The sequence below is a fragment of the Pseudomonas sp. SG-MS2 genome, assembly GCF_009933855.1.
GTDB classification, from domain to species: Bacteria; Pseudomonadota; Gammaproteobacteria; order Pseudomonadales; family Pseudomonadaceae; genus Aquipseudomonas; species Aquipseudomonas putida_E.
The window spans coordinates 29,848-52,313 of the sequence record NZ_MOMO01000191.1 but is presented as its reverse complement, the minus strand read 5'-3'; the positions used below and the strand labels follow the sequence as shown (position 1 = coordinate 52,313).

The following is a 22,466-nucleotide window of genomic DNA, read 5'->3' as shown; positions in this document are numbered from 1 at the left end:
CGGAGCCCCGTTCATTCCAATGAGCGGGGCTTTTGCGTATCAAGGCATAATGCACCCCGCGCAGGGCGCGGCAGCAACACAAGGTGAACGATGTGGTGAAGAAGACGCTGTTCCAATTGCACTGGTTCTTTGGCATCACCGCTGGCCTGGTGCTGGCCTTGATGGGTATTACCGGTGCGCTCTATTCGTTCCAGGAAGAATTGCTGCGCGCCTTCAACGCTGACGTGTTGAAGGTCGAGGTGCGCGCCGAGGGCGTGCTGCCTCCGGCTGAACTGGTGCGCAGGGTCGAGGCCGCCCAAGGCGACAAAGTGTCGATGCTGTGGGTCGATGTACGCGAAGGCAACGCCGCACGGGTCTTCTTCACACCGCCGCCGGGCGAGCGCCGCGGTGAGTTGCGCTATGCCGACCCCTATACCGGCGAGCTCAAGGGCCAGGCCGCCGGGCAAGACTTCTTCAAACTGATGCTCACCCTGCACCGGTTCCTGGCCATGGGTGACACCGGCCGGCAGATCACGGGCGCCTGCACCCTGATGCTGGTGTTCTTCTGCCTCTCCGGCCTGTACCTGCGCTGGCCGCGCAAAGCCCTGAACTGGCGCACCTGGCTGACCTTCGACTGGGCCAAAAAAGGCCGCGCCTTCAACTGGGACCTGCATGCCGTAGCCGGCACCTGGTGCCTGCTGTTCTACCTTCTGTTCGCGCTGACCGGCCTGTTCTGGTCCTACGAGTGGTACCGCGAAGGCCTGAACAGGTTGCTTGCCGACGCGCCTGGCGCAGGACAGCAGCACAAGCGCGGCGAAGGCCGTGGCCGCCATGGGCCGCAGAAGGTGGACAAGAACGCACCGCCGCTGGTGGTCGACTACGACGCCATCTGGGCCAACCTCAAGGACGCTGCCGGGCCAGGGCTTGCCATGTACAACCTGCGCCTGCCACCTGCTGGCGGCCAGCCCGCCAGCCTGTTCTACCTGCTCGACAGCGCCGCGCACCCACGCGCCTTCAATACCCTGACCCTGGACCCTGCCACCGGCCAGGTGAAAAACCACGACCGCTACACCGACAAGTCCTTCAAGGCCCAGCTGCTGCAAAGTGTTTATGCCTTGCACGTGGGTGAATACTTCGGCCTGCCGGGGCGGATCATCGTCACCCTCGCCAGCCTGACCATGCCGCTGTTCTTCGTCACCGGCTGGCTTTTGTACCTCGACCGCCGCCGCAAGAAGCGCCAGGTGCGTGCCGCCCGCGGCCACGTCGCCAACGCCAGCGCCAGCGGCGACAGCTGGCTGATTGGCTTCGCCAGCCAGAGCGGTTTCGCCGAGCAACTGGCCTGGCAGAGCGCCGGGCAGTTGCAGGCCGCAGGCTTGCCGGTGCAAGTACGTGCGCTTGCTGACCTTGGCGAAGAGGACCTGCGCCAGACGCGTCGCGCGCTGTTCGTGGTCAGCACGTTCGGTGACGGCGAAGCGCCTGACAGCGCCCGCGCCTTCGAGCGCAAGGTGCTGGGCCAGCCTTGGGCCCTGAACGGCCTCAGCTATGCCGTGCTGGCGCTCGGTGATCGCCAGTACCCGCACTTCTGCGGCTTTGCCCGGCGCCTGCAGGCATGGCTCGGCGAGCGCGGTGCCAGCACGGCGTTCAGCCCGGTGGAAGTGGACAACGCCGACCCGGCGGCCCTGCAGCAATGGCAGCAGGAACTGGCGCAGCTGACTGGCGCCCAACCCGTCGCTGCCTGGCAACCGCCAAGTTTCGGCAACTGGAACCTGGTCAGCCGCGATCTGCTCAATCCAGGCAGTCAAGGCCAACCGGTCTACCTGATCGGCCTGCGCCCTGAAGAGCCCGCCAGCTGGGAGGCCGGTGACCTGGTAGAAGTTCTGCCGCTCAATGGCCAGCCACGCGTGGATGCATTCCTCAGCGGCATGGCCCTCGACGCCAACGCCACTGTGCAGCTTCACGGCCTGAACGAGACGCTCGGCCAAGCCCTGGCAGGCCGCCAGCTACCAACCCGCCGGGACCACCTGATCGGCTTGCAGCCACAAGCGCTGATCGATGCGCTGGCACCGATCGGCAGCCGCGAATACTCCATCGCCTCGATCGCCAGCGATGGTGTGCTGGAGCTGATCGTGCGCCAGGAGCGTCACCCCGACGGCAACCTTGGCCTGGGCTCTGGCTGGCTGACCGAGTACCTGCCAGTCGATGGCACCCTTGGCCTGCGCCTGCGGCGCAACAGTGGCTTCCATCTGCCCGAAAGCGCCGCGCCGATGATCCTGATCGGCAACGGCACTGGCCTTGCGGGCCTGCGCTGCCTGCTGCGGGCGCGGATCAATGCCGGCGAGCAGCGCAACTGGCTGCTGTTCGGCGAGCGTAACCGCGCGCATGACCTGTTGTGTGGCGATGAGCTGCAAACCTGGCTGGAGAGCGGCGACCTGGCACGCCTGGACCTGGCGTTCTCGCGCGATCAGGCCGAAAAGGTGTATGTGCAGGATGTATTGCTGCAGCAGGCTGAGGAGTTCAAGCGCTGGGTTGCCGATGGCGCTTATGTGTATGTCTGCGGCAGCCTGCACGGGATGGCGGCCGGAGTTGATGCGGCGCTCAAGGGCATGCTCGGTGAAGAAATGGTCGAGCAGTTGATCGAAGACGGGCGTTATCGGCGGGATGTTTACTGATCAGGGATTGAACTGACACAGCTGGCCGCTGTAGGAGCGGCCTTGTGTCGCGAACGGGCCGCGAAGCGGCCCTCGATGTTTCGGCATTGATGCAACAATTGCTGGGGCCGCTCTGCGACCCTTTCGCGACACAAGGCCGCTCCTACCGGGGGGCGGTGCTGGCTCAATGCAGCTCGAAGGTATCGGCATCCAGGTTGGCCGGGAAGCGGGTACGGTAGTTGGCGAGCTCCGCCGCCCTCAGCACGACCGTGAACACCCCGTCTGCCTCGCCCGCACTGAGCAAGCTTTCACCCTGGAAATCCAGCACCTGGCTGTCGCCGGAATACGCGAAACCCTTGCCATCGGTGCCCACCCGGTTCACCGCCGCCACGAAGCACAGGTTCTCGATACCCCGCGCCGGCAGCAGCCGGTTCCAGTGCTGGCGGCGCGCCGCCGGCCAGTTCGCGGTGTACAACAGCAGGTCGGTATCTTGGGCATCGCGGCTCCACACCGGAAAACGCAGGTCATAGCAGATCAGCGGGCGTACCCGCCAGCCCTTGATCTCGAACTGCACCTGACGCTCACCCGGGGTGTAATGCTTGTGCTCACCGGCCATGCGGAACAGGTGGCGCTTGTCGTAGTGCAGGATCTCGCCGTCCGGGCGCGCCCACAGCAAGCGGTTGCGGTGGCTGCCATCGGCGGCCTGGATGATAACGCTACCGGTAACCACTGCGTTGATGCGCTTGGCCTGAGCCTTGAGCCATTTGTAGGTCGGGCCGTTCTCGGGCTCGGCCAAGCTTTCCGATTCCATCGAAAAACCAGTGGTGAACATCTCGGGGAGGATCACCAGGTCGGCATCTCCAGCCTGGTCGAGCAACACCTCGAAATGCGCGTAATTGGCCTCGCGGTCGTGCCAGGCCAGGGCCGTTTGCACCAGGGCGATTTTCAGGTTGGGCAGTGCACTCAGATCGCGCATAGTTTTTCCGCTGCCTGACGCAGCGTCTCCTCACGTTTGGCAAAGCACAGGCGTACCAGGCGTTGCTCGGGGATGGGTTGCTGGTAGAACACCGACACCGGAATGGTCGCCACGCCGTGTTCACGGGTGAGCCAAAGGGCCATTTCGACGTCGTTCAGGTCTGGCCGGATCTGCGAATAGTCCACCAGCTGGAAATAGGTGCCGGCCGTGCGGGTAAAGCTGAAACGCGAACCTTTGAGCAGGTCGCAGAACAGGTCGCGCTTGGCCTGGTAGAAACCTGGCAGTTCGTCGACATGCTGAGGGTGTTCGGCCATGAAGTCCGCGAGTGCACACTGCAGCGGTGTAACCCCGCAAAAATTGACGTACTGATGCACTTTGCGCAGCTCCGCGCTCAAGGCAGGTGGCGCGACCACGTAGCCGGTCTTCCAGCCGGTCACGTGGTACGTCTTGCCGAACGAACTGACCACGAACGCGCGGCGGTACAGCTCTGCATGCGCCAGAACGCTGGCATGACGTACGCCATCGTAGACCAGGTGTTCATACACTTCGTCGCTGACCAGGTAGATATCGCGGTCAGCGATCAGGCGCGCCAACTGGTCCAGGTCTTCAGCCGTGATCAGCGCACCACTGGGGTTATGCGGCGAATTGAGGATGACCATGCGTGTGCGCGGGCTCAGGGCATCGCTGAACCTCTGCCAGTCGATACCGAAGTCGCCATCACTGAGCTGTACGTGCACGCAGCGGCCGCCGGCAAGCGCCACGGAGGGCTCATAGCTGTCGTAACAGGGGTCGAAGACGATCACCTCGTCACCCGCGTGGATCACCGCCTGGATGGCACAGAAGATCGCCTCGGTGGCGCCCGGGGTGATGGTCACTTCCTGATCGGCATCGACCTTGGTCCCATACAGGCGCTCGACCTTGGCCGCCACCTGCTGGCGCAAGGCCGGCAAGCCGGTCATCGGCGCATACTGGTTATGCCCGGCGGACACATGGCGGCCAACCGCATCGAGCAAAGCCTGCGGGCCATTGAAGTCGGGGAAACCCTGGGAAAGGTTGAGCGCGCCCGTCTGCACGGCGAGCTGGGACATGGTGGTGAAGATGGTCGTGCCGACGTTCGGCAGTTTGCTGCGGATCATGAAGCCCTCTTTCCTGCGGGACGGAGAGCTATAAGCTACAAGCTCCAAGCCACAAGAAAAAGCGACATGTATCAGCGTCCGCTCATTCTTGCAGCCTGCGACTTGAAGTTTGCCGCTTGTCAGCGCTTGTCGCGGCGCTTCTTCTCGGCCTTCTTGTGGTGCGACATCAAGCGGCGCTTCTTGTTGACCTGGCGGTCGGTGAGGGTGTTCTTCTTGCCCTCGTACGGGTTCTCACCGCCTTTGTACTCGATGCGGATCGGCGTACCGACCAGTTTGAGCACCCGGCGGTAAGTGTTTTCCAGGTAACGCGAGTACGACTTGGGAATCTTCTCGGTCTGGTTGCCGTGGATCACGATCAGCGGCGGGTTGGCACCGCCGAGGTGGGCATAGCGCAGCTTGATGCGGCGGCCGTTGACCAGCGGTGGCTGGTGCTCACTGACGGCGTCTTCGAGGATCTGCGTCAGACGGCTGGTTGGCCAGCGGGTGACCGCCGATTTGAACGCGGCCTGCACCGACTTGTACAGGTGGCCCACGCCGGTGCCGTGCAGCGCCGAGATGAAGTGGATGTCGGCAAAGTCGACGAAGAACAGCCGGCGCTCCAGCTCGGTCTTGACGTAGTCGCGCTCACCCGACTCCATGCCGTCCCACTTGTTCAGGGCGATGACGATGGCGCGGCCCGCTTCCAGGGCGAAGCCCAGCAGGTTGAGGTCGTGGTCGACCACACCCTCGCGGGCGTCCATGACGAAGATCACCACGTTGGCGTCCTTGATCGCCTGCAGCGTCTTCACCACCGAGAACTTTTCGACTTCCTCGTGGATCTTGCCGCGCTTGCGCACGCCAGCGGTGTCGATGAAGGTGTACTTCTCGTTATCGCGCTCGAACGGGATGTAGATACTGTCACGGGTGGTACCCGGCTGGTCGTAGACCACCACGCGCTCTTCGCCGAGCATGCGGTTGACCAGGGTCGACTTGCCCACGTTGGGGCGGCCGATGATGGCGATCTTGATGCCATCCTTTTCGCTCGGGCCGGGGATGCGTACCGCTTCCTCGCCTTCGGCAACCTCCTGGTCGAGGGCTTCTTCCTCAGCATCGCGAGGAATGTGGCCCAGCACCGACTCCATCAACTGATTGATGCCGCGGCCCTGCGAGCCGGCCACCGGAATGGCATTGCCCATGCCCAGCGGCGAAAACTCGGCGCGGGCGACGTCGGCGTCGATGTTGTCGATCTTGTTGGCCACCAGGATGGCCGACTTGTTCCGCTTGCGCAGGTGCTCGGCGATCATCTGGTCGGCGGCAGTCATGCCGGCGCGGGCGTCGACCAGGAACAGCACATAGTCGGCTTCTTCGATGGCCATCAGCGACTGCTCGGCCATCTTCTCATCCATGCCCACTTCGTCACCGGTGATACCACCGGTGTCGATCAGGATGAAGGAGCGACCCTGCCAGCTGGCATCACCATACTGGCGGTCACGGGTCAGACCCGACAGGTCACCCACGATGGCATCGCGGGTTTTGGTCAGGCGGTTGAACATGGTGGATTTGCCGACGTTCGGCCGTCCCACCAGGGCGATTACGGGAACCATGCGGCTCTCCACTCTTGAATTCTTGAAAATGCAAAGGCCGCTGCAAGGCAGCGGCCGGAGTTCGGGCGGCGTGTCCTACGCCGCAACTCAAGACCTGTCGTGGCCTTGAGCATAGCTTCAGCGGATGGTCAGTGCCTCGAGCTTGCCGCTGTTGCCAAAGACATAGATGGTGTCGCCGACCACCAGGGGCCGGGCGCGCAGGCCATCGCTGTCGATACGCTCACGGCCGACGAAACGGCCGTCGACCTGGCTGAGCAGGTGCAGGTAACCTTCGAAGTCACCTACAGCCACGTAGCTGGAAAACACTTCCGGTGCCGACAATTGGCGGCGCGCCATCGAGTCGTTGGTCCACAGCGCGCTGGAAGAGCGCTCGTCGACACCCTCGACACTGCCCGAAGCTTCGCTGACATAGACGTTGCCGAAACCTTGGGCGACACCCACGTAGCTCGAGGCATCACGCTGCCACAGCACACGGCCGCTTTCCAGGTCCAGGCCCGCTACGCGCCCCTGGTAGGTGCTGACGTACAGCGTACCACCGGACAGCAGCAGGCCGCCGTCGATGTCGACCACACGGTCCAGCTCGGAACGGCCCTGCGGGATCGCCACACGGCTCTCCCACACCGGCACGCCGTTGTTGATGTCGACCGCGACCACTTTGCCGGTGGACAGGCCGGCTACAGCCAGACGGTTGGTGACGATCGGCGCACCGGTGCCCCGCAGGGTCAGTACAGCCGGGGTGCTCTCGTAGATCCAGCGGCGGTCGCCGGTAGCGGCATCGAGGCCGATCAGACGGTCGTCCTGAGTCTGCACCACCACAACGTCACCGTTGTTGGCAGGCGGCGCCAGGACTTCGCTGGTTACGCGCGAGCGCCAGCGCTCTTCACCGGTGCTGGAGTCCAGGGCAATCACTTCACCCTTGAGGGTGCCGAGCATGACCAGGCCATAGCCAACGCCGACGGCGCCGGAAACCGGCAGCTCCAGATCCTGCTTCCACACCACGTCGCCGGTAATGCGGTCGAGGGCGAAGACTTCGCCATTGACGTCGCTGGCGTAGATGCGGTCGTTCTCGATGGCTGGCACCAGGGTATTGTAAGTCTCGCCCTGGCCGTCACCGATCGAACGGCTCCACTGCTTTTTCAGTACCACTTCTTCGGTGAACTTGGTCAGCTCGGCCGGAGGCAGTTCCTTCTTGCTGTTGCTGCTGCAACCTGCGGCCAGTACGGCCAGGGTCAGCACTGCTGCTTGTTTCCAACCGATCACGTCACGCGTCCCCTTTGGCCAAGTCATCCAGCTTCAGTTGCAAGCCACCGACCGCCGCCTCATCGGACAGCGCGGCCTTGGCTTTTTCATAAGCGCTGTGGGCATCGTCGGCACGACCCAACTGCACCAGCAGGTCGCCCTTCAATTCTTCACGGCTGGCCAAAAACGCCTTGTCGGCGTCGCCGTCGAGCAGCTTGAGCGCATCTTCAGCCTTGTCCTGGGCCGCGAGCACGCGTGCCAGGCGCTGGCGCGAAATTTCGCCCAGGGTGTCGTCAGCAGGCTTGTCGAGCACATTCTTGAGCTCGGCAGCGGCGTCGTCGAGCTTGCCGCTCTCTACCGCGACCTTGGCCACGAACAGGCTGCCGTACTGGGCGTAGGCGGTACCACCGAACTCGCTCTTGAGCTTGCCGGACAGCTCCGCGACCTTGGTCGCGTCCGGCTGCCCGCTTGGCGTCAGGCTGGTTTCAAGCAGGGCCTGATACAGCTGCGATGCGCCTTGCGACTGGTTGTCCTGGTACTTGTGCCACGTGTTCCAGCCCAACACCACTACGCCAGCCAGCAGCGCACCGGTCAGCAGTGGCTTGCCGTTACGGTTCCACCAGTCCTTGACCCCTGCCAGGTCATCATCATCGGTACTCGACACCCCAATACTCCTTTTCGCCTATTCGCTTGTTGAACCGCGTTACGCCTGAGCGATCGCGGTTTCCAGGTGCTCAGCCAGAGCATCCCAGGCAATGTTCTGTTGTTCGCCCTGACCACGCAGGGGCTTGAGGCCAATCTCTTGCTTGGCCAGCTCGTCGTCACCCAGGATCAGGGCGAACAACGCGCCGCTCTTGTCGGCTTTCTTGAACTGGCTCTTGAAGCTGCCGCCACCGGCGTTGACCGCCAGGCGCAGGCCCGGCAGCCGGTCGCGCAGGCTCTCGGACAAGCGCAGGCCAGCCAGCTCCGCCTGCTCGCCGAAGGCGCACAGGTAGACATCGATCTGACGGTTGATGGACGCCGGTACCTTGCCCAGGGTCTCCAGCAGCAGGATCAGGCGCTCGATACCCATGGCGAAACCAACGCCGGTGGTCGGTTTGCCACCCATCTGCTCGACCAGGCCATCGTAGCGGCCGCCTGCGCAGACGGTGCCCTGGGCGCCGAGCTTGTCGGTGACCCACTCGAACACGGTCTTGCTGTAGTAGTCCAGGCCACGCACCAGCTTGGTGTTGATCACGAACGGAATGCCGGCGGCATCCAGACGGGCCTTGAGGCCCTCGAAGTGCACGCGGGAGTCTTCGTCGAGGTAGTCTTCCAGCTTCGGCGCGCCGACCAGCACCGCCTGGGTGTTCGGGTCCTTGCTGTCGAGGATGCGCAGCGGATTGCTCTTGAGGCGGCGCTGGCTGTCTTCGTCGAGTTGTTCCAGGCGCGCCGAGAGGAACTCGACCAGCGCGTCGCGGTAGCGGGCGCGGGCCTCGCTGGTGCCCAGGCTGTTCAGCTCGAGCTTGACCGCATCCTGGATGCCCAGCAGGCCCCACAGACGCCAGGTCAGCATGATCAGCTCGGCATCGATGTCCGGGCCGTCCAGGTTGAACACCTCGACGCCAATCTGGTGGAACTGACGGTAGCGGCCCTTCTGCGGGCGCTCGTGGCGGAACATCTGGCCGATGTACCACAGCTTCTGCACCTGGCCGTTGCCGGTGATGCCGTGCTCGAGCACTGCACGTACGCAGGCAGCGGTGCCTTCAGGGCGCAGGGTCAGCGAATCGCCGTTGCGGTCCTCGAAGGTGTACATCTCTTTTTCGACGATGTCGGTGACTTCACCGATGGAGCGCTTGAAAAGCTCGGTGAACTCGACGATCGGCGTGCGGATCTGGCTGTACCCATAGGTGTCCAGCAGCCCGGCGACGGTGCCTTCGAAGTAGCGCCACAGCGGCGACTGCTCTGGCAGGATGTCGTTCATGCCACGGATGGCTTGCAGCGATTTGCTCACGAAAAGTCCTTACGAATCTGTGTGTCAGCCGCGGGCGATCAGCGCCGCGTCGGCCTCGACCTTTTCGGCCGCTTTCTGGCGGATGAGCTTTTCCAGCTCATCGACCAGGTTGTCATTGGTCAGTTTCTGCGCCGGCTTGCCGTCGATGTAGATCAGGTTCGGCGTGCCGCCGGTCAGGCCAACGTGGGCTTCCTTCGCTTCGCCAGGGCCGTTGACCACACAACCGATCACCGCCACGTCCAGCGGTACCAGCAGGTCTTCCAGGCGCCCTTCCAGTTCGTTCATGGTCTTGACCACATCGAAGTTCTGCCGCGAGCAGCTCGGGCAGGCGATGAAGTTGATGCCACGCGAACGCAGGTGCAGCGACTTGAGGATGTCGTAGCCGACCTTCACTTCCTCGACCGGGTCGGCCGCCAGCGAAATGCGGATGGTATCGCCGATGCCTTCGGCCAGCAGCATACCGAGGCCGACGGCGGATTTCACCGTGCCGGAGCGCAGCCCACCGGCCTCGGTGATGCCCAGGTGCAGCGGCTGGATGATCTGCTTGGCCAGCAAGCGATAGGCTTCGACGGCCATGAACACGTCGGAGGCCTTGACGCTGACCTTGAAGTCCTGGAAATCCAGGCGGTCCAGGTGCTCGACATGGCGTAGGGCCGATTCGACCAGTGCCGCCGGGGTTGGCTCGCCATATTTCTTCTGCAGGTCCTTTTCCAGGGAGCCTGCGTTGACACCGATACGGATCGGGATGCCACGGTCACGAGCGGCATCGACCACAGCACGAACACGGTCCTCACGGCCGATGTTGCCCGGGTTGATACGCAGGCAGTCGACGCCCAGTTCGGCCACGCGCAACGCGATCTTGTAGTCGAAGTGGATGTCGGCGACCAGCGGTACGCTGACCAGTTGCTTGATTTTGCCGAACGCCTCGGCGGCGTCCATGTCCGGTACCGAAACACGGACGATGTCGACCCCCGCATCGACCAGGCGCTGGATCTGGCCAACGGTGGCGGCGACATCATTGGTGTCGGTGTTGGTCATGCTCTGCACCGCGATGGGGGCATCACCACCCACAGGCACATTGCCGACCCAGATTTTGCGGGATTCGCGACGTTTGATCGGAGATTCGCCGTGCATGACTTACTGTCCCAACTTCAGGCGAGCGGTTTCGCCACTGGTGAACGGGGCAACATCGACGGCCTGGCCGTTGTAGCTGACCTGGGCGCCGCGGGCAAAGCCCAGGCGCACCGCGAACGGCGGCTTGCCGGTCAGCTCGAGGTTGTCGCCCTTGCGCTTGATGGCGCTGAACAGCACCTTGCCGTTGCCATCGGACACCTGGGTCCAGCAATCGGCGGTGAACTGGATTGCAACCTTGGCGCTGCCGGCCGGCACGGCGGCAGGCTCGGTGGCAATGGCCGGCACGCTGGCGGCAGGCGCCACAGGGGCGGCCTGGGCTACGGGGGCGGCTGGCGTGGCTGGCGCGGCTGGTGCTGCCGTTGTCGGCGCAGGCGCTTCAGCCTGTGCAGGCGCCTGCTGGACCGGCGCGGCTGCTGCGGCAGCCGGGGCGGCCTCGCTGCTGGCCTCGGCAACCGGCTCGGCAGGTGCCTGCTCCAGCGGCAGCGGCGCGCTTTCGCCCTGCTGGCCTAAGGTAACAGCCTGGTCTTCAGGCTCATCCAGCGGGTGGATCTGGGTGGTACCGTCGGCGCTTTCGACCTCGACATGCTCCAGGGCGATATTGGCCAGGTCCTTGCCGCGCAGGCTGCCCTGGTCCTGCCACCACAGGAAGCTGCCACCGACCACCGCAACCAGCAGCAACAGGCTGACACCGCGCAGGATGTTGTGCGAAAGGCGCACCGGCTCTTCGATGCGGCCCAGTGAATGTACGTCGCTGCCCTTGGCATGGGTGCCGGTGTACTGGTCGAAGGCCTCGACCAGCGGCGCCTGGTCCATGTCCATCAGCTTGGCATAGGCACGGATGTAGCCACGGGCGAAGGTATGCCCTGGCAGCTTGTCGAAGGCACCGGTTTCCACGTGGTTCAGCGAACTTACGGTGAGGTTGAGCTTGCGGGCCACCTCGGCTTGCGACCACTCCCGTCTTTCGCGGGCCTGGCGCAACAATTCACCGGGGTTCTGGCCAGTCGCTGCTGCTACTTCGGGATGCGCGGCTTTCATCGTTGCTCCGACAGGTATTGCTGATATTCCGGCGTACCGGGATAAAGTCGTTGTAATTGCTGGCCCAGTTCGGCCTGTGTGCCTTGCTCGTCGAACACCCGGGCAAGACGGCTACCCAGCAGGAGGCTACGGGCATTGTGATCGCTCAACTGGCTGAAACGATCGTAGAAACCCCGTGCCGGCACATAATGCCTGTTTTCGTAGGACAACTCAGCCATTTCCAGCAACGCCCTGGGTTGCCGCTGGTTGAGTTGCAGGGCCTTGCTCAGATACGCCTGCGCCTGGTCACGGTTGCCGAGTTTCAGGGCTGTCAGGCCAAGGTTCTCGTAGACGCGCGAACGTTCAGGATACAGGGTATCGGCGCTGGCCAGGCGAAACATCTGCTCGGCTTCGGCAAAACGCTGCTGAGCATATAGGAAACTGCCGTAATTGTTGCGAATTCGCGTGTCGCCGGGGCTTGCCGACAACGCTTTCTTGAAGTGTTCCTCAGCCAGCGCAGCTTCACCTTCGGCCTGAAACACCAGGGCCAAGGCTGCGTGAGCATCGCCATCCTTGGCATCGAGCACCAGTGCCTTGCCCAACGGAGCCTTGGCCTGCTCGGTCAAACCTTGTTGCAAATAGCCAAGCCCAAGCTGCACATAGGCACTCCCCGCCTCCACTCGCCCCTGTCGAGTTGCCAGTGGGTCATTCGCACCACCCGACACGCAGCCGGCCAGCAGCGAAAGCGCAAGGATCGACAGCGCGGCGCGCAGGCTCATGGCGGGCCCGGACTCAGTGGCGCACGGCGCTGTCTTGCAGCTCGGCGTCGGCAGACAGCTGACGTACGGCGATGTAGCGCTCGCTGCGGCGGGTACGGTCATTGACCTGGCCGACCAGCTGGCCACAGGCGGCATCGATGTCATCGCCACGGGTGGTACGGGTGGTGACGTTGAAGCCACCGTGGTGCAGCAAGTCCTGGAAGCGGCGAATAGCGTTGTTGCTAGGGCGCTCGTAACCGGAATGCGGGAACGGGTTGAACGGGATCAGGTTGATCTTGCACGGTACATCGCGCAGCAGTTCGATCATCTGCGCGGCATGCTCGGGCTGGTCGTTGACGTCCTTGAGCAGGGTGTACTCGACCGTCAGCACGCGCTTGCCACCCAAGGTGGCCATGTAGCCCATGCACGACTCCAGCAACATCTTCAGCGGGTACTTCTTGTTGATCGGCACCAGCTGGTTGCGCAGCTCGTCGTTCGGCGCATGCAGCGACAGGGCCAGGGACACGTCGATGTGCTTGGCCAGTTCGTCGATCATCGGTACCACGCCGGAGGTGGACAAGGTGACGCGACGCTTGGAAATGCCATAGCCCAGATCATCCATCATGATCTTCATGGCAGCGATGACATTGTCGAAATTCAGCAGAGGCTCGCCCATGCCCATCATGACCACGTTGGTAATCGCGCGGTCGATCTTGGCCGGGACGGTCCCGAAGGATTTGTTGGCAAGCCACACCTGGCCGATCACTTCGGCGGCGGTGAGGTTGCTGTTGAAGCCTTGCTTGCCGGTGGAGCAGAAACTGCAGTCCAGGGCGCAGCCGGCTTGCGACGAAACGCAGAGAGTGCCGCGATCGTCGGTTGGGATGTAGACGGTCTCGACGCAGCTGCCGGAGGCAACGCGGATCACCCATTTGCGGGTGCCGTCTGCGGAAATGTCTTCACTGACCACTTCCGGAGGACGAATTTCGGCAACAGCCTCGAGCTTTTCGCGCAAGGCCTTGCCGACGTTCGTCATGGCGGCGAAATCATCGACGCCAAAATGGTGAATCCATTTCATCACCTGGCCGGCACGGAAGCGCTTCTCCCCGATTGAGTCGAAGAATTGTTCCATTTCCGGCTGGGTCAGGCCCAACAGGTTGATTTTGCCAGTAGATGTCGTCATGGATTCACCCTCACCCGTAAGCTTTCGCTTAGCGAGTGGTTACCTCGGTAGCAGCGAAGAAGTAAGCGATTTCGCGAGCAGCAGCAGCTTCGGAGTCCGAACCGTGAACGGCGTTGGCGTCGATCGACTCGGCGAAGTCAGCACGGATGGTGCCGGCAGCAGCTTCTTTAGGGTTGGTGGCGCCCATCAGCTCACGGTTCAGAGCGATGGCGTTTTCGCCTTCCAGAACCTGAACGACAACCGGGCCGGAAGTCATGAAGGCAACCAGGTCACCGAAGAAGCCGCGCTCGCTGTGCTCAGCGTAGAAACCTTCGGCTTCGGCTTTGGACAGTTGCTTGATTTTCGAAGCAACGATTTTCAGGCCGGCGTCTTCGAAGCGAGTGGTGATCTTGCCGATGACGTTTTTGGCAACTGCGTCAGGCTTGATGATCGAGAAAGTACGTTGAACAGCCATGGAAAACTCCAGAATATGAGTGTTGCGAAAAATTAAACCCGCGAATTATACGCGGGTTCCAGGGGATTGCCTAACCTGCAGCGCCACGCTTAGTCGGCTTCGTCTATCCAGGCCGCCTGGATGGCCTCGAGCACTTTCTCACCGCCGCGTGACGGATCGTCGCTGAATTCTGGCAAGGCCAGCACCCAGCGATGCAGATCGACGAAATTCACATAACGAGGATCGACTTCCGGCTTGCTTTCTGCAAGCTGGATAGCGATCTCAAGTACATCAACCCATTTCAGACTCATTGAAAAATCCTCAGTGGGGCGCTTCGGCAGCGTGGTTGAGCGAGTATTTGGGGATCTCGATGGTCAGGTCCTGATCACCGACGACCACCTGGCAGCCGAGACGCGATTGCGCCTCCAGGCCCCAGGCCTTGTCCAGCATGTCCTCTTCGAGTTCGTCCGCTTCTTCAAGCGAGTCGAAACCCTTGCGCACGATGCAGTGGCAGGTGGTGCAGGCCTTTACGCCACCGCAGGCGCTTTCCATCTCGATGTGATGGTCGTGGGCCAGCTCCAGGATATTGGTCCCGGGCTCGACCTCCACGCTCAGCCCCTCTGGGCAGAACTTCTCATGCGGCAGGAATGTCACCAGCGGCATCGGTTACTCCTCGATCTCATTCAGGTTGCGCCCGGCCAGTGCGGCTTTGACCGTCGAATCAAGGCGACGGGCGGCAAATGCATCGGTCACCTGCGACAGACGCTTGGTCTGTTGCTCGATGGCAGGGCCATCGGTGCCGGTCAGCAAATCACGTAGTTCTTGCATCTGGAACTCGATGGCTTCGCGCTCTTCACTGCTGAGCAGTCGCTCGCCATCAGCATCCAGGGCTCCCTGGACAGCTTCAAGCAGGCGCTCGCCGTCGACCTGGTGTTCACGAAGCTGACGCGCCTGCTTGTCGGAGCCTGCGTGCTCGAAGGAGTCCTTGAGCATGCGTGCGATCTCACCGTCGGTCAGGCCGTAGGACGGCTTGACCTGGATACTGGCTTCTACGCCGGAACCCAGCTCACGGGCCGCGACGCTGAGCAAACCGTCGGCATCGACCTGGAAGGTCACGCGGATTTTCGCGGCGCCGGCAACCATGGCCGGAATACCACGAAGCTCGAAACGCGCCAGCGAACGGCAGTCGCTGATCAGCTCGCGCTCACCCTGCAGAACGTGAATCATCATGGCCGACTGGCCATCTTTATATGTGGTGAATTCCTGCGCGCGGGCCACCGGAATGGTGGTGTTGCGCGGGATCACCTTTTCCATCAACCCCCCCATGGTCTCAAGACCAAGGGACAGCGGAATGACGTCGAGCAGCAGCAGTTCACCGCCTTCGCGGCGGTTGCCGGCCAGGGTGTCAGCCTGGATGGCGGCGCCGATGGCTACCACCTGGTCGGGGTCGATCGAGGTCAGCGGGGCACGGCCGAACAGCGTACCTACTGCTTCACGCACACGCGGTACGCGGGTCGAACCACCCACCATGACCACCGCACCCACTTCATCCAGCTCGACGCCACTGTCGCGCACGGCGCGGCGGCAGGCCTTGAGGCTACGGGCAATCAGCGGCTCGATCATGGCCTCGAAAGCGGCGCGGCTGAGCTCGCCTTGCCAGGCGCCATGGCGGACACTGACCACGTCGGTGTCGGTCAGGGCCTCCTTGGCGGCGCAGGCGGCCTGGAGCAGCTGGCGCTGGGTAGCAGGGTCGAGGTCGGCGGACAGTCCGGCCTGCTCGATGATCCAGCTGGCAATGGCGTGATCGAAGTCATCGCCCCCCAGGGCGGTGTCACCACCGGTGGCAAGCACTTCGAACACACCTGCAGTCAGGCGCAGGATGGAAATATCGAACGTACCGCCACCCAGGTCATAGATGGCCACCAGGCCTTCGGCATTCTGGTCCAGGCCATAGGCCACGGCAGCAGCGGTCGGCTCATTGAGCAGGCGCAGTACGTTCAGGCCAGCCAGTTTGGCTGCATCCTTGGTCGCCTGACGCTGGGCATCGTCGAAATAGGCCGGCACGGTGATCACCGCGCCCACCAGCTCGCCGCCCAAGGTCGCCTCGGCGCGCTCGCGCAGCACCTTGAGGATATCGGCGGACACTTCCACCGGGCTCTTCGGCCCCTGGACAGTATCGATGAACGGCATGTGCGACTCGCCGCCAATGAAGCGATACGGCAGCTGTTCACCCAGTTGCTTGACGTCGGCCAGGCCACGCCCCATCAGGCGCTTGACCGACAGCACGGTGTTCAGCGGGTCGCTGGCGGCAGCTTCACGCGCTGCCAGGCCGACCTCATTGTGGCCCGCCAGATAGCGCACTGCGGAGGGCAGAATGACGTTGCCCTGCGCATCGGGCAGGGGTTCACTGCGACCGCTGCGCAGGGCAGCGACCAGAGAATTGGTAGTACCCAAGTCAATGCCCACCGCCAGGCGACGCTGGTGCGGCTGGGGGGTTTGACCGGGTTCGGCGATCTGCAGTAGGGCCATGCTTATCTGAATACCTTAGGCGTCATCACGGGCAACGCCGGGTTAATCGTCGAGGCGCTCTTCTAGTTGGCGCACTTCCTGGGCGAGCTTGTCGAGGAACTGCATGCGGCGCATCAGGCGCTCGGCCTTGTCGCGCTCGGCAGGCACATCCCAGCAGGCGGCAAAATCCTCGTTGAGCTGTTCCTGAGCAGCCCTCAGGCGCTTCTTGAACACGGCGACACCGTCGAGGTCGGCTTCGTCCTGCAGCTCTTCGAGTTCCTCGCGCCACTGCATTTGCTGCAGCAGGAAGTCAGGGTCGTGGACCGTGACTTCCTGAGGCACCTCGTGGCCACCGATGGCCAGCAAATAGCGGGCACGGCGCGGGGCACTGCGCAGGGTCTGGTAGGCGTCGTTGAGGGCGGCGGATTTTTCCAGCGCTACCCGCTGCTCACGCTCGGAAGCGTCGGCGAAGCGGTCAGGATGAACCTCGCGGGCCAGCTCGCGATAGCGAGTGGCCAGCTTGTCGAGGTCCAACCGGAAGCACGGCTGGAGGTCGAACAGAGCGAAATGACAAGGAGTACCCACAGCCAGCCTCAGACGTTGAAGCTTTCGCCGCAGCCACACTCACCGCGTACGTTGGGGTTGTTGAACTTGAAGCCTTCGTTCAACCCTTCCTTGACGAAATCCAGCTCAGTGCCGTCAAGGTAAACCAGGCTCTTGGGATCGATGATCACCTTGACGCCATGGTTCTCGAACACGGTGTCCTCGTCCGCCAGTTCATCGACGAACTCCAGCACGTAGGCCAGGCCCGAGCAACCGGTGGTGCGCACGCCCAGGCGGATGCCCTCGCCCTTGCCGCGCCCTTCGAGGGAACGCCGCACGTGGTTGGCGGCGGCTTCTGTCATGCTGATAGCCATCGGTACTTTTTCCTCAACGTCGGTTACTTCGCAACAGGCGACTTAGATCAAGCCTTTCTTCTGCTTGTAATCGCGAACGGCTGCCTTGATGGCATCCTCGGCGAGTACCGAGCAGTGGATCTTGACCGGCGGCAACGCCAGTTCTTCCGCCAGCTGAGTGTTCTTGATGGTTTCAGCTTCGTCCAGGGTCTTGCCCTTCATCCACTCGGTGGCGAGGGAGCTGGAAGCGATGGCCGAACCGCAGCCGTAAGTCTTGAACTTGGCATCTTCGATGATGCCTTGCTCGTTGACCTTGATCTGCAGACGCATCACGTCACCGCACGCTGGGGCGCCGACCATGCCGGTACCGACATCCGGGTCCTCGGCATTCATCTTGCCGACGTTACGTGGGTTTTCGTAGTGGTCGATGACCTTTTCACTGTATGCCATGGTGCAATTCCTTCCTCATCAGGGAGCCGCTCTTGCCGGCGACTGCTTAGTGGGCGGCCCACTCGATCTTGGAGATGTCAACGCCGTCTTTGTACATGTCCCACAGCGGCGACAGCTCACGCAGTTTGTTTACAGCCTCGCAGACTTTCTGCGCGGCGTAGTCGACTTCTTCTTCGGTGGTGAAGCGGCCGAAGGAGAAGCGGATCGAGCTGTGCGCCAGCTCGTCGTTACGGCCCAGAGCGCGCAGTACATACGACGGCTCGAGCGAAGCGGAGGTGCAGGCCGAACCGGACGATACCGCGATGTCCTTGAGCGACATCAGCAGCGACTCGCCTTCGACATAGTTGAAGCTCAGGTTCAGGTTGTGCGGTACGCGGGCAGTCTGGCTACCGTTGACATACAGCTCTTCGAGGTCCGAGACCTGCTTGAAGAAGCGGTCGCTCAGGGCCTTGATGCGCTGGTTTTCAGCGGCCATTTCCTGCTTGGCAATGGCGAATGCTTCGCCCATGCCGACGATCTGGTGGGTCGGCAGGGTGCCCGAACGCATGCCGCGCTCATGGCCACCGCCATGGATGATCGCTTCCAGACGCACGCGAGGCTTGCGGCTGACGTACAGCGCGCCAATGCCTTTCGGGCCGTAGGCCTTGTGCGCGGAGAACGACATCAGGTCGACTTTCAGCTTTTGCAGGTCGATTTCCACCTTGCCGGCCGACTGGGCGGCGTCAACGTGGAACAACACGCCGCGCGAACGGGTCAGTTCACCGATGGCGGCGATGTCGTTGATCGAGCCGACTTCGTTGTTGACGTGCATCAGCGAGACCAGAATGGTGTCGTCACGCAGCACCGCCTCGACCTGGGCCGGAGTGACGATGCCGTCTTCGCCTGGCTCGAGGTAGGTGACTTCGAAACCTTCACGCTCGAGCTGGCGAGCGGTATCCAGGACCGCCTTGTGCTCGATCTTGGAGGTGATGATGTGCTTGCCTTTGGACTGATAGAAGTGCGCCACGCCTTTGATGGCGAGGTTGTCGGACTCGGTAGCACCGCTGGTCCAGACGATCTCGCGCGGGTCGGCGTTGATCAGCTCGGCAACCTGGCGACGGCCGTTTTCGACCGCTTCCTCGGCTTTCCAGCCAAACACGTGGGAGCGCGAAGCCGGGTTACCGAAGTTACCGTCGACCAGCAGGCAGTCGGCCATCTTCTGGGCGACACGGGGATCGACCGGCGTGGTCGCGGAGTAATCGAGGTAGATCGGCAACTTCATTGAGTATCTCCTATCAGGCGGTGGCGTCGCTCGTCGCACTGTTAATAAAGGTCAGTCGACGGCGGACGTCTCAATCTTGTCCAGCTGGGCAGAACGGCCTGCGACACGACGCAGGTCCTGGCGTTGGGCGACTTCCTGCACCTCACGGCGCATGACGAGGTCGGCCAGGCTGATGCCGTTGAGGAATTCGTGGATCTGCTGGCTGAGGTCGCACCACAGGTGGTGGGTCAGGCAGGTGTCACCGGCATGGCAATCCCCAAGGCCCTGGCAACGGGTGGCATCGACCGACTCGTTGACCGCGTCGATGACTTGGGCCACCTGGATGGTTTCCATGCCACGGGACAGCTGGTAACCACCGCCTGGGCCGCGCACGCTGGATACCAGGCTGCTGCGGCGCAGCTTGGCGAACAGCTGCTCCAGATAAGAGAGGGAAATGCCCTGGCGCTCGGAAATGTCGGCCAAAGACACAGGCCCATGCTGCGCGTGCAAGGCCAGGTCAAGCATGGCTGTCACGGCGTATCGGCCTTTGGTAGTCAGTCGCATGGCTAATGGTTACCACGGGAGTTACAGGATGTGAGCGAGTATGCTATTCCCGAGCATTTAAGTCAACTATTAGACCTACTGCTTTAGTCGGGTTTGCATCTGGGAGGCGGGCGCGATTGTAGCAGCAAAGGGGCGTGAGCACACGCCCCACATGCCAGTATGACCTCCCTGCGGCGCGATCAATGCGACCGAGCGTCGCGCGGGGCAACTGCCGAGATCTCGCTGAAGTCATCTTCGGGCAGGGCCGGCAGCTCTTTGGCGCAGTAGTCACTGCCCATTTTGGTCAATGCGCCACACATGCCTTCCAGCCGCTCGTCGACAGCCTGCAGGTGGTCGAGCATCTGGCCGATGGCACGCGCCACCGGGTCAGGCATGTCGCCACTGACGCCGTAGGCATCGAAGCCGATCTTTTCGGCCATGGCCTTGCGCCTGGCCTCGACTTCGCTGTCTTCGCTCTTGACGATGATCCGCCCCGGAATGCCGACCGCCGTGGCACCTGCCGGCACCGCCTTGGTCACCACTGCATTGGAGCCGATCTTGGCCCCGGCACCGACGGTGAACGGGCCGAGCACTTTGGCCCCTGCCCCCACCACTACGCCGTTTTCCAGGGTCGGGTGACGCTTGCCCTTGTTCCAGCTGGTGCCACCCAGGGTCACGCCTTGGTAAAGAGTGACGTCGTCGCCGATCTCGGCGGTTTCGCCGATGACGATACCCATGCCGTGATCGATGAAGAAGCGCCTGCCGATGGTCGCACCGGGATGGATCTCGATACCGGTCATCCAGCGGCCAAAATTCGACACCAGGCGAGCCAGCCATTTGAAATCGCGCTTCCACAAGGCATTGCCCAGGCGATGCAGCCAGATGGCATGCATGCCCGGGTAGCAGGTCAGCACCTCGAAGGCATTGCGTGCCGCCGGGTCCCGATGGAAAACGCTCTGGATATCTTCACGCAGACGTTCGAACATCTGTCAGTCCTTCCTTTTATGCGGCTCGCCCCGTGCGACCTTCTGGGTCTCGGTGAGGATACCGCGCAAAATGCTCATTTCCGGACGTTCCACCGAGCTGCGCCCATACAGCCGGCGCAGGCGCGCCATCAGGTGCTTGGGCTTTTCGGGGTCAAGGAAGCCGATGTCCACCAGGGTTTTTTCCAGGTGTTCATAGAACAGCTCCATTTCGTCCATGGTCGCCAGCTCGCTGGCGTCGACCTTTTCGACTCTCTGCGCCGTGCCTTCAACCGCCAGCCAGGCCATGCGCACCTCATAGGCGAGCACCTGGACCGCAGCGGCCAGGTTCAACGAGCTGAAGTCGGGGTTCGAGGGAATGTGCACGTGAAAGTGACATCGCTGCAGTTCTTCGTTGGTCAGGCCGGCGTGCTCACGCCCGAACACCAAGGCAATCTCCTCACCGCCGACGGCATGCTCCACGGCCTTGGCCCCGCATTCACGGGGGTCGATCAACGGCCAGGGAATACTGCGCTCACGGGCGCTGGTGCCCATGACCAGGCTGCAGCCGACCAGCGCCTGCTCGAGGCTGTCGACCACCTGGGCACTGGCCAGCACATCGTCGGCACCGGAGGCACGCGCACTGGCGTCTGCGGCGGGGAATTCTTTTGGCTGCACCAGCACCAGACGCGACAAGCCCATGTTTTTCATGGCTCGCGCAGCGCCGCCGATGTTGCCGGGGTGGCTGGTATTGACCAGAACAACACGAATATTTTGCAGCAAGGTGTTGTGCTCACAGATGCGGGTTTTGGGGGTTCGATCTTACAGAACCGACCAGCGTAACGCCATGAAAGCAAATGTGACACTTCTGCCGCCAAACTTTTCTGCTAGAATGATCGGCTTTCTTCTTTAACATCTCCAGGTGACCCGCCCATGCAGCCTATGCTGAATATCGCCCTGCGCGCCGCTCGCAGCGCCAGTGAACTGATTTTCCGCTCCATCGAACGCCTGGATAGCATCAAGGTGGACGAGAAAGAGGCTAAGGACTACGTTTCCGAGGTTGATCGCGCCGCCGAGCAGAAGATCGTCGACGCACTGCGCAAGGCCTACCCGAACCACTCCATTCAGGGTGAAGAGACGGGCATGCACGCGGGCACCGGCGAAGAAGGCAAGGACTACCTGTGGATCATCGACCCACTGGACGGTACCACCAACTTCCTGCGCGGCATCCCGCACTTCGCCGTCAGCATTGCCTGCAAATACCGTGGCCGCATTGAACACGCCGTCGTTCTCGACCCGGTACGCCAGGAAGAGTTCACCGCCAGCCGTGGCCGTGGCGCCCAGCTCAATGGCCGTCGCCTGCGCGTCAGCTCGCGCACCAGCCTGGACGGCGCCCTGCTGGGCACCGGCTTCCCGTTCCGTGACAGCCAGATGGCCGACCTGGACAACTACCTGGGCATGTTCCGCGCCCTGACTGGCCAGACTGCCGGCATCCGCCGCGCCGGCTCCGCCAGCCTGGACCTGGCCTACGTGGCCGCCGGCCGTTTCGACGCCTTCTGGGAGTCGGGCCTGTCCGAGTGGGACATGGCAGCCGGTGTGCTGCTGATCCAGGAAGCAGGCGGCCTGGTGAGCGACTTCAACGGTGGCCACGACTTCCTCGACAAGGGCCACATCGTTGCCGGCAACATCAAGTGCTTCAAGGCCGTGCTGACCGCTATCCAGCCGCACCTGCCAGAGCACATGAAGCGCTAAGCGCAGATTGCAGGCACAAAAAAAGCACCGGCGAGGTGCTTT

The 22,466-nt window shown here is 62.7% G+C and carries 23 protein-coding genes; 2 read left to right on the top strand and 21 right to left on the bottom strand.

The genetic code is table 11. The features are described 5' to 3' along the window. The first annotated feature begins 92 nt into the window (after positions 1-92). Positions 93-2,648, top strand: coding sequence for a sulfite reductase flavoprotein subunit alpha (locus BLX42_RS16235; protein ID WP_161872164.1), 2,556 nt, complete (start codon positions 93-95; stop codon positions 2,646-2,648). A gap of 163 nt (positions 2,649-2,811) precedes the next feature. On the opposite strand, the gene BLX42_RS16230 is transcribed toward BLX42_RS16235, so the two are convergent. The 21 genes from BLX42_RS16230 to trmJ all read right to left on the bottom strand — a co-directional run bounded on the left by BLX42_RS16230 (position 2,812) and on the right by trmJ (position 21,455). Then, positions 2,812-3,603 (bottom strand): amidohydrolase, encoded by a 792-nt coding sequence (locus BLX42_RS16230; RefSeq protein WP_046784476.1) that lies wholly within the window; start codon positions 3,601-3,603, stop codon positions 2,812-2,814. Then, entirely contained in the window at positions 3,591-4,739 is a 1,149-nt protein-coding gene (locus BLX42_RS16225) for a pyridoxal phosphate-dependent aminotransferase (RefSeq protein ID WP_046784477.1), read from the bottom strand. Before BLX42_RS16225 ends, BLX42_RS16230 begins: the two co-directional genes overlap by 13 nt. A 119-nt stretch (positions 4,740-4,858) precedes the next feature. Then, complete coding sequence (der, locus tag BLX42_RS16220) at positions 4,859-6,322, bottom strand: ribosome biogenesis GTPase Der (protein ID WP_012316132.1); 1,464 nt, start codon at positions 6,320-6,322, stop codon at positions 4,859-4,861. Between the two features lie 117 nt (positions 6,323-6,439). Continuing rightward, complete coding sequence (gene bamB, locus BLX42_RS16215) at positions 6,440-7,582, bottom strand: outer membrane protein assembly factor BamB (protein ID WP_046784478.1); 1,143 nt, start codon at positions 7,580-7,582, stop codon at positions 6,440-6,442. 1 nt (position 7,583) lies between these two features. Further along, positions 7,584-8,225: a tetratricopeptide repeat protein gene (locus tag BLX42_RS16210; protein ID WP_039602044.1), complete on the bottom strand. Its 642-nt coding sequence runs from the start codon at positions 8,223-8,225 to the stop codon at positions 7,584-7,586. Positions 8,226-8,264: 39 nt separating this feature from the next. Continuing rightward, positions 8,265-9,554, bottom strand: coding sequence for a histidine--tRNA ligase (gene hisS, locus BLX42_RS16205; RefSeq protein ID WP_012316135.1), 1,290 nt, complete (start codon positions 9,552-9,554; stop codon positions 8,265-8,267). Positions 9,555-9,578: 24 nt separating this feature from the next. Then, a complete protein-coding gene (gene ispG, locus BLX42_RS16200; protein ID WP_012316136.1) occupies positions 9,579-10,688 on the bottom strand; it encodes a flavodoxin-dependent (E)-4-hydroxy-3-methylbut-2-enyl-diphosphate synthase in 1,110 nt (369 codons plus the stop codon). 3 nt (positions 10,689-10,691) lie between these two features. Continuing rightward, positions 10,692-11,723: a RodZ domain-containing protein gene (locus BLX42_RS16195; protein ID WP_125923432.1), complete on the bottom strand. Its 1,032-nt coding sequence runs from the start codon at positions 11,721-11,723 to the stop codon at positions 10,692-10,694. Beyond that, the gene (gene pilW / locus BLX42_RS16190) at positions 11,720-12,481 is read right to left on the bottom strand and encodes a type IV pilus biogenesis/stability protein PilW (RefSeq protein ID WP_161872163.1); all 762 of its coding nucleotides are present in this window, start codon (positions 12,479-12,481) and stop codon (positions 11,720-11,722) included. Before pilW ends, BLX42_RS16195 begins: the two co-directional genes overlap by 4 nt. A gap of 13 nt (positions 12,482-12,494) precedes the next feature. Beyond that, complete coding sequence (rlmN, locus tag BLX42_RS16185) at positions 12,495-13,640, bottom strand: 23S rRNA (adenine(2503)-C(2))-methyltransferase RlmN (RefSeq protein WP_012316139.1); 1,146 nt, start codon at positions 13,638-13,640, stop codon at positions 12,495-12,497. Positions 13,641-13,668: 28 nt separating this feature from the next. Beyond that, the gene (gene ndk, locus BLX42_RS16180; protein ID WP_033701183.1) at positions 13,669-14,094 is read right to left on the bottom strand and encodes a nucleoside-diphosphate kinase; all 426 of its coding nucleotides are present in this window, start codon (positions 14,092-14,094) and stop codon (positions 13,669-13,671) included. Between the two features lie 89 nt (positions 14,095-14,183). Beyond that, positions 14,184-14,384, bottom strand: coding sequence for a Fe-S cluster assembly protein IscX (gene iscX, locus BLX42_RS16175; RefSeq protein WP_003248529.1), 201 nt, complete (start codon positions 14,382-14,384; stop codon positions 14,184-14,186). A 10-nt stretch (positions 14,385-14,394) separates the two neighbouring features. Next, entirely contained in the window at positions 14,395-14,736 is a 342-nt protein-coding gene (fdx, locus tag BLX42_RS16170; RefSeq protein WP_039604293.1) for an ISC system 2Fe-2S type ferredoxin, read from the bottom strand. A gap of 3 nt (positions 14,737-14,739) precedes the next feature. Continuing rightward, a complete protein-coding gene (gene hscA, locus BLX42_RS16165; protein ID WP_161872162.1) occupies positions 14,740-16,602 on the bottom strand; it encodes a Fe-S protein assembly chaperone HscA in 1,863 nt (620 codons plus the stop codon). 42 nt (positions 16,603-16,644) lie between these two features. Continuing rightward, entirely contained in the window at positions 16,645-17,166 is a 522-nt protein-coding gene (gene hscB / locus BLX42_RS16160; protein ID WP_046784483.1) for a co-chaperone HscB, read from the bottom strand. Positions 17,167-17,174: 8 nt separating this feature from the next. Beyond that, positions 17,175-17,498 carry an iron-sulfur cluster assembly protein IscA gene (iscA, locus tag BLX42_RS16155; RefSeq protein ID WP_008092567.1) on the bottom strand — a complete coding sequence of 108 codons (324 nt, stop codon included), beginning with the start codon at positions 17,496-17,498 and terminating at the stop codon, positions 17,175-17,177. 42 nt (positions 17,499-17,540) lie between these two features. Then, on the bottom strand, positions 17,541-17,927 hold the full coding sequence (gene iscU, locus BLX42_RS16150; protein ID WP_007929523.1) for a Fe-S cluster assembly scaffold IscU: 387 nt from the start codon (positions 17,925-17,927) through the stop codon (positions 17,541-17,543). A gap of 46 nt (positions 17,928-17,973) precedes the next feature. Continuing rightward, positions 17,974-19,188: an IscS subfamily cysteine desulfurase gene (locus BLX42_RS16145; RefSeq protein WP_012316144.1), complete on the bottom strand. Its 1,215-nt coding sequence runs from the start codon at positions 19,186-19,188 to the stop codon at positions 17,974-17,976. 51 nt (positions 19,189-19,239) lie between these two features. Continuing rightward, positions 19,240-19,731, bottom strand: a complete 492-nt coding sequence (iscR, locus tag BLX42_RS16140) for a Fe-S cluster assembly transcriptional regulator IscR (RefSeq protein ID WP_046784484.1) — start codon at positions 19,729-19,731, stop codon at positions 19,240-19,242. A gap of 179 nt (positions 19,732-19,910) precedes the next feature. Then, complete coding sequence (cysE, locus tag BLX42_RS16135) at positions 19,911-20,696, bottom strand: serine O-acetyltransferase (RefSeq protein ID WP_046784485.1); 786 nt, start codon at positions 20,694-20,696, stop codon at positions 19,911-19,913. A 3-nt stretch (positions 20,697-20,699) separates the two neighbouring features. Continuing rightward, positions 20,700-21,455, bottom strand: a complete 756-nt coding sequence (gene trmJ / locus BLX42_RS16130) for a tRNA (cytosine(32)/uridine(32)-2'-O)-methyltransferase TrmJ (RefSeq protein ID WP_161872161.1) — start codon at positions 21,453-21,455, stop codon at positions 20,700-20,702. A 150-nt stretch (positions 21,456-21,605) separates the two neighbouring features. Between trmJ and suhB the strand changes: the two genes are divergently transcribed. Beyond that, positions 21,606-22,424 carry an inositol-phosphate phosphatase gene (gene suhB, locus BLX42_RS16125; RefSeq protein WP_012316148.1) on the top strand — a complete coding sequence of 273 codons (819 nt, stop codon included), beginning with the start codon at positions 21,606-21,608 and terminating at the stop codon, positions 22,422-22,424. Positions 22,425-22,466: the final 42 nt, after the last annotated feature.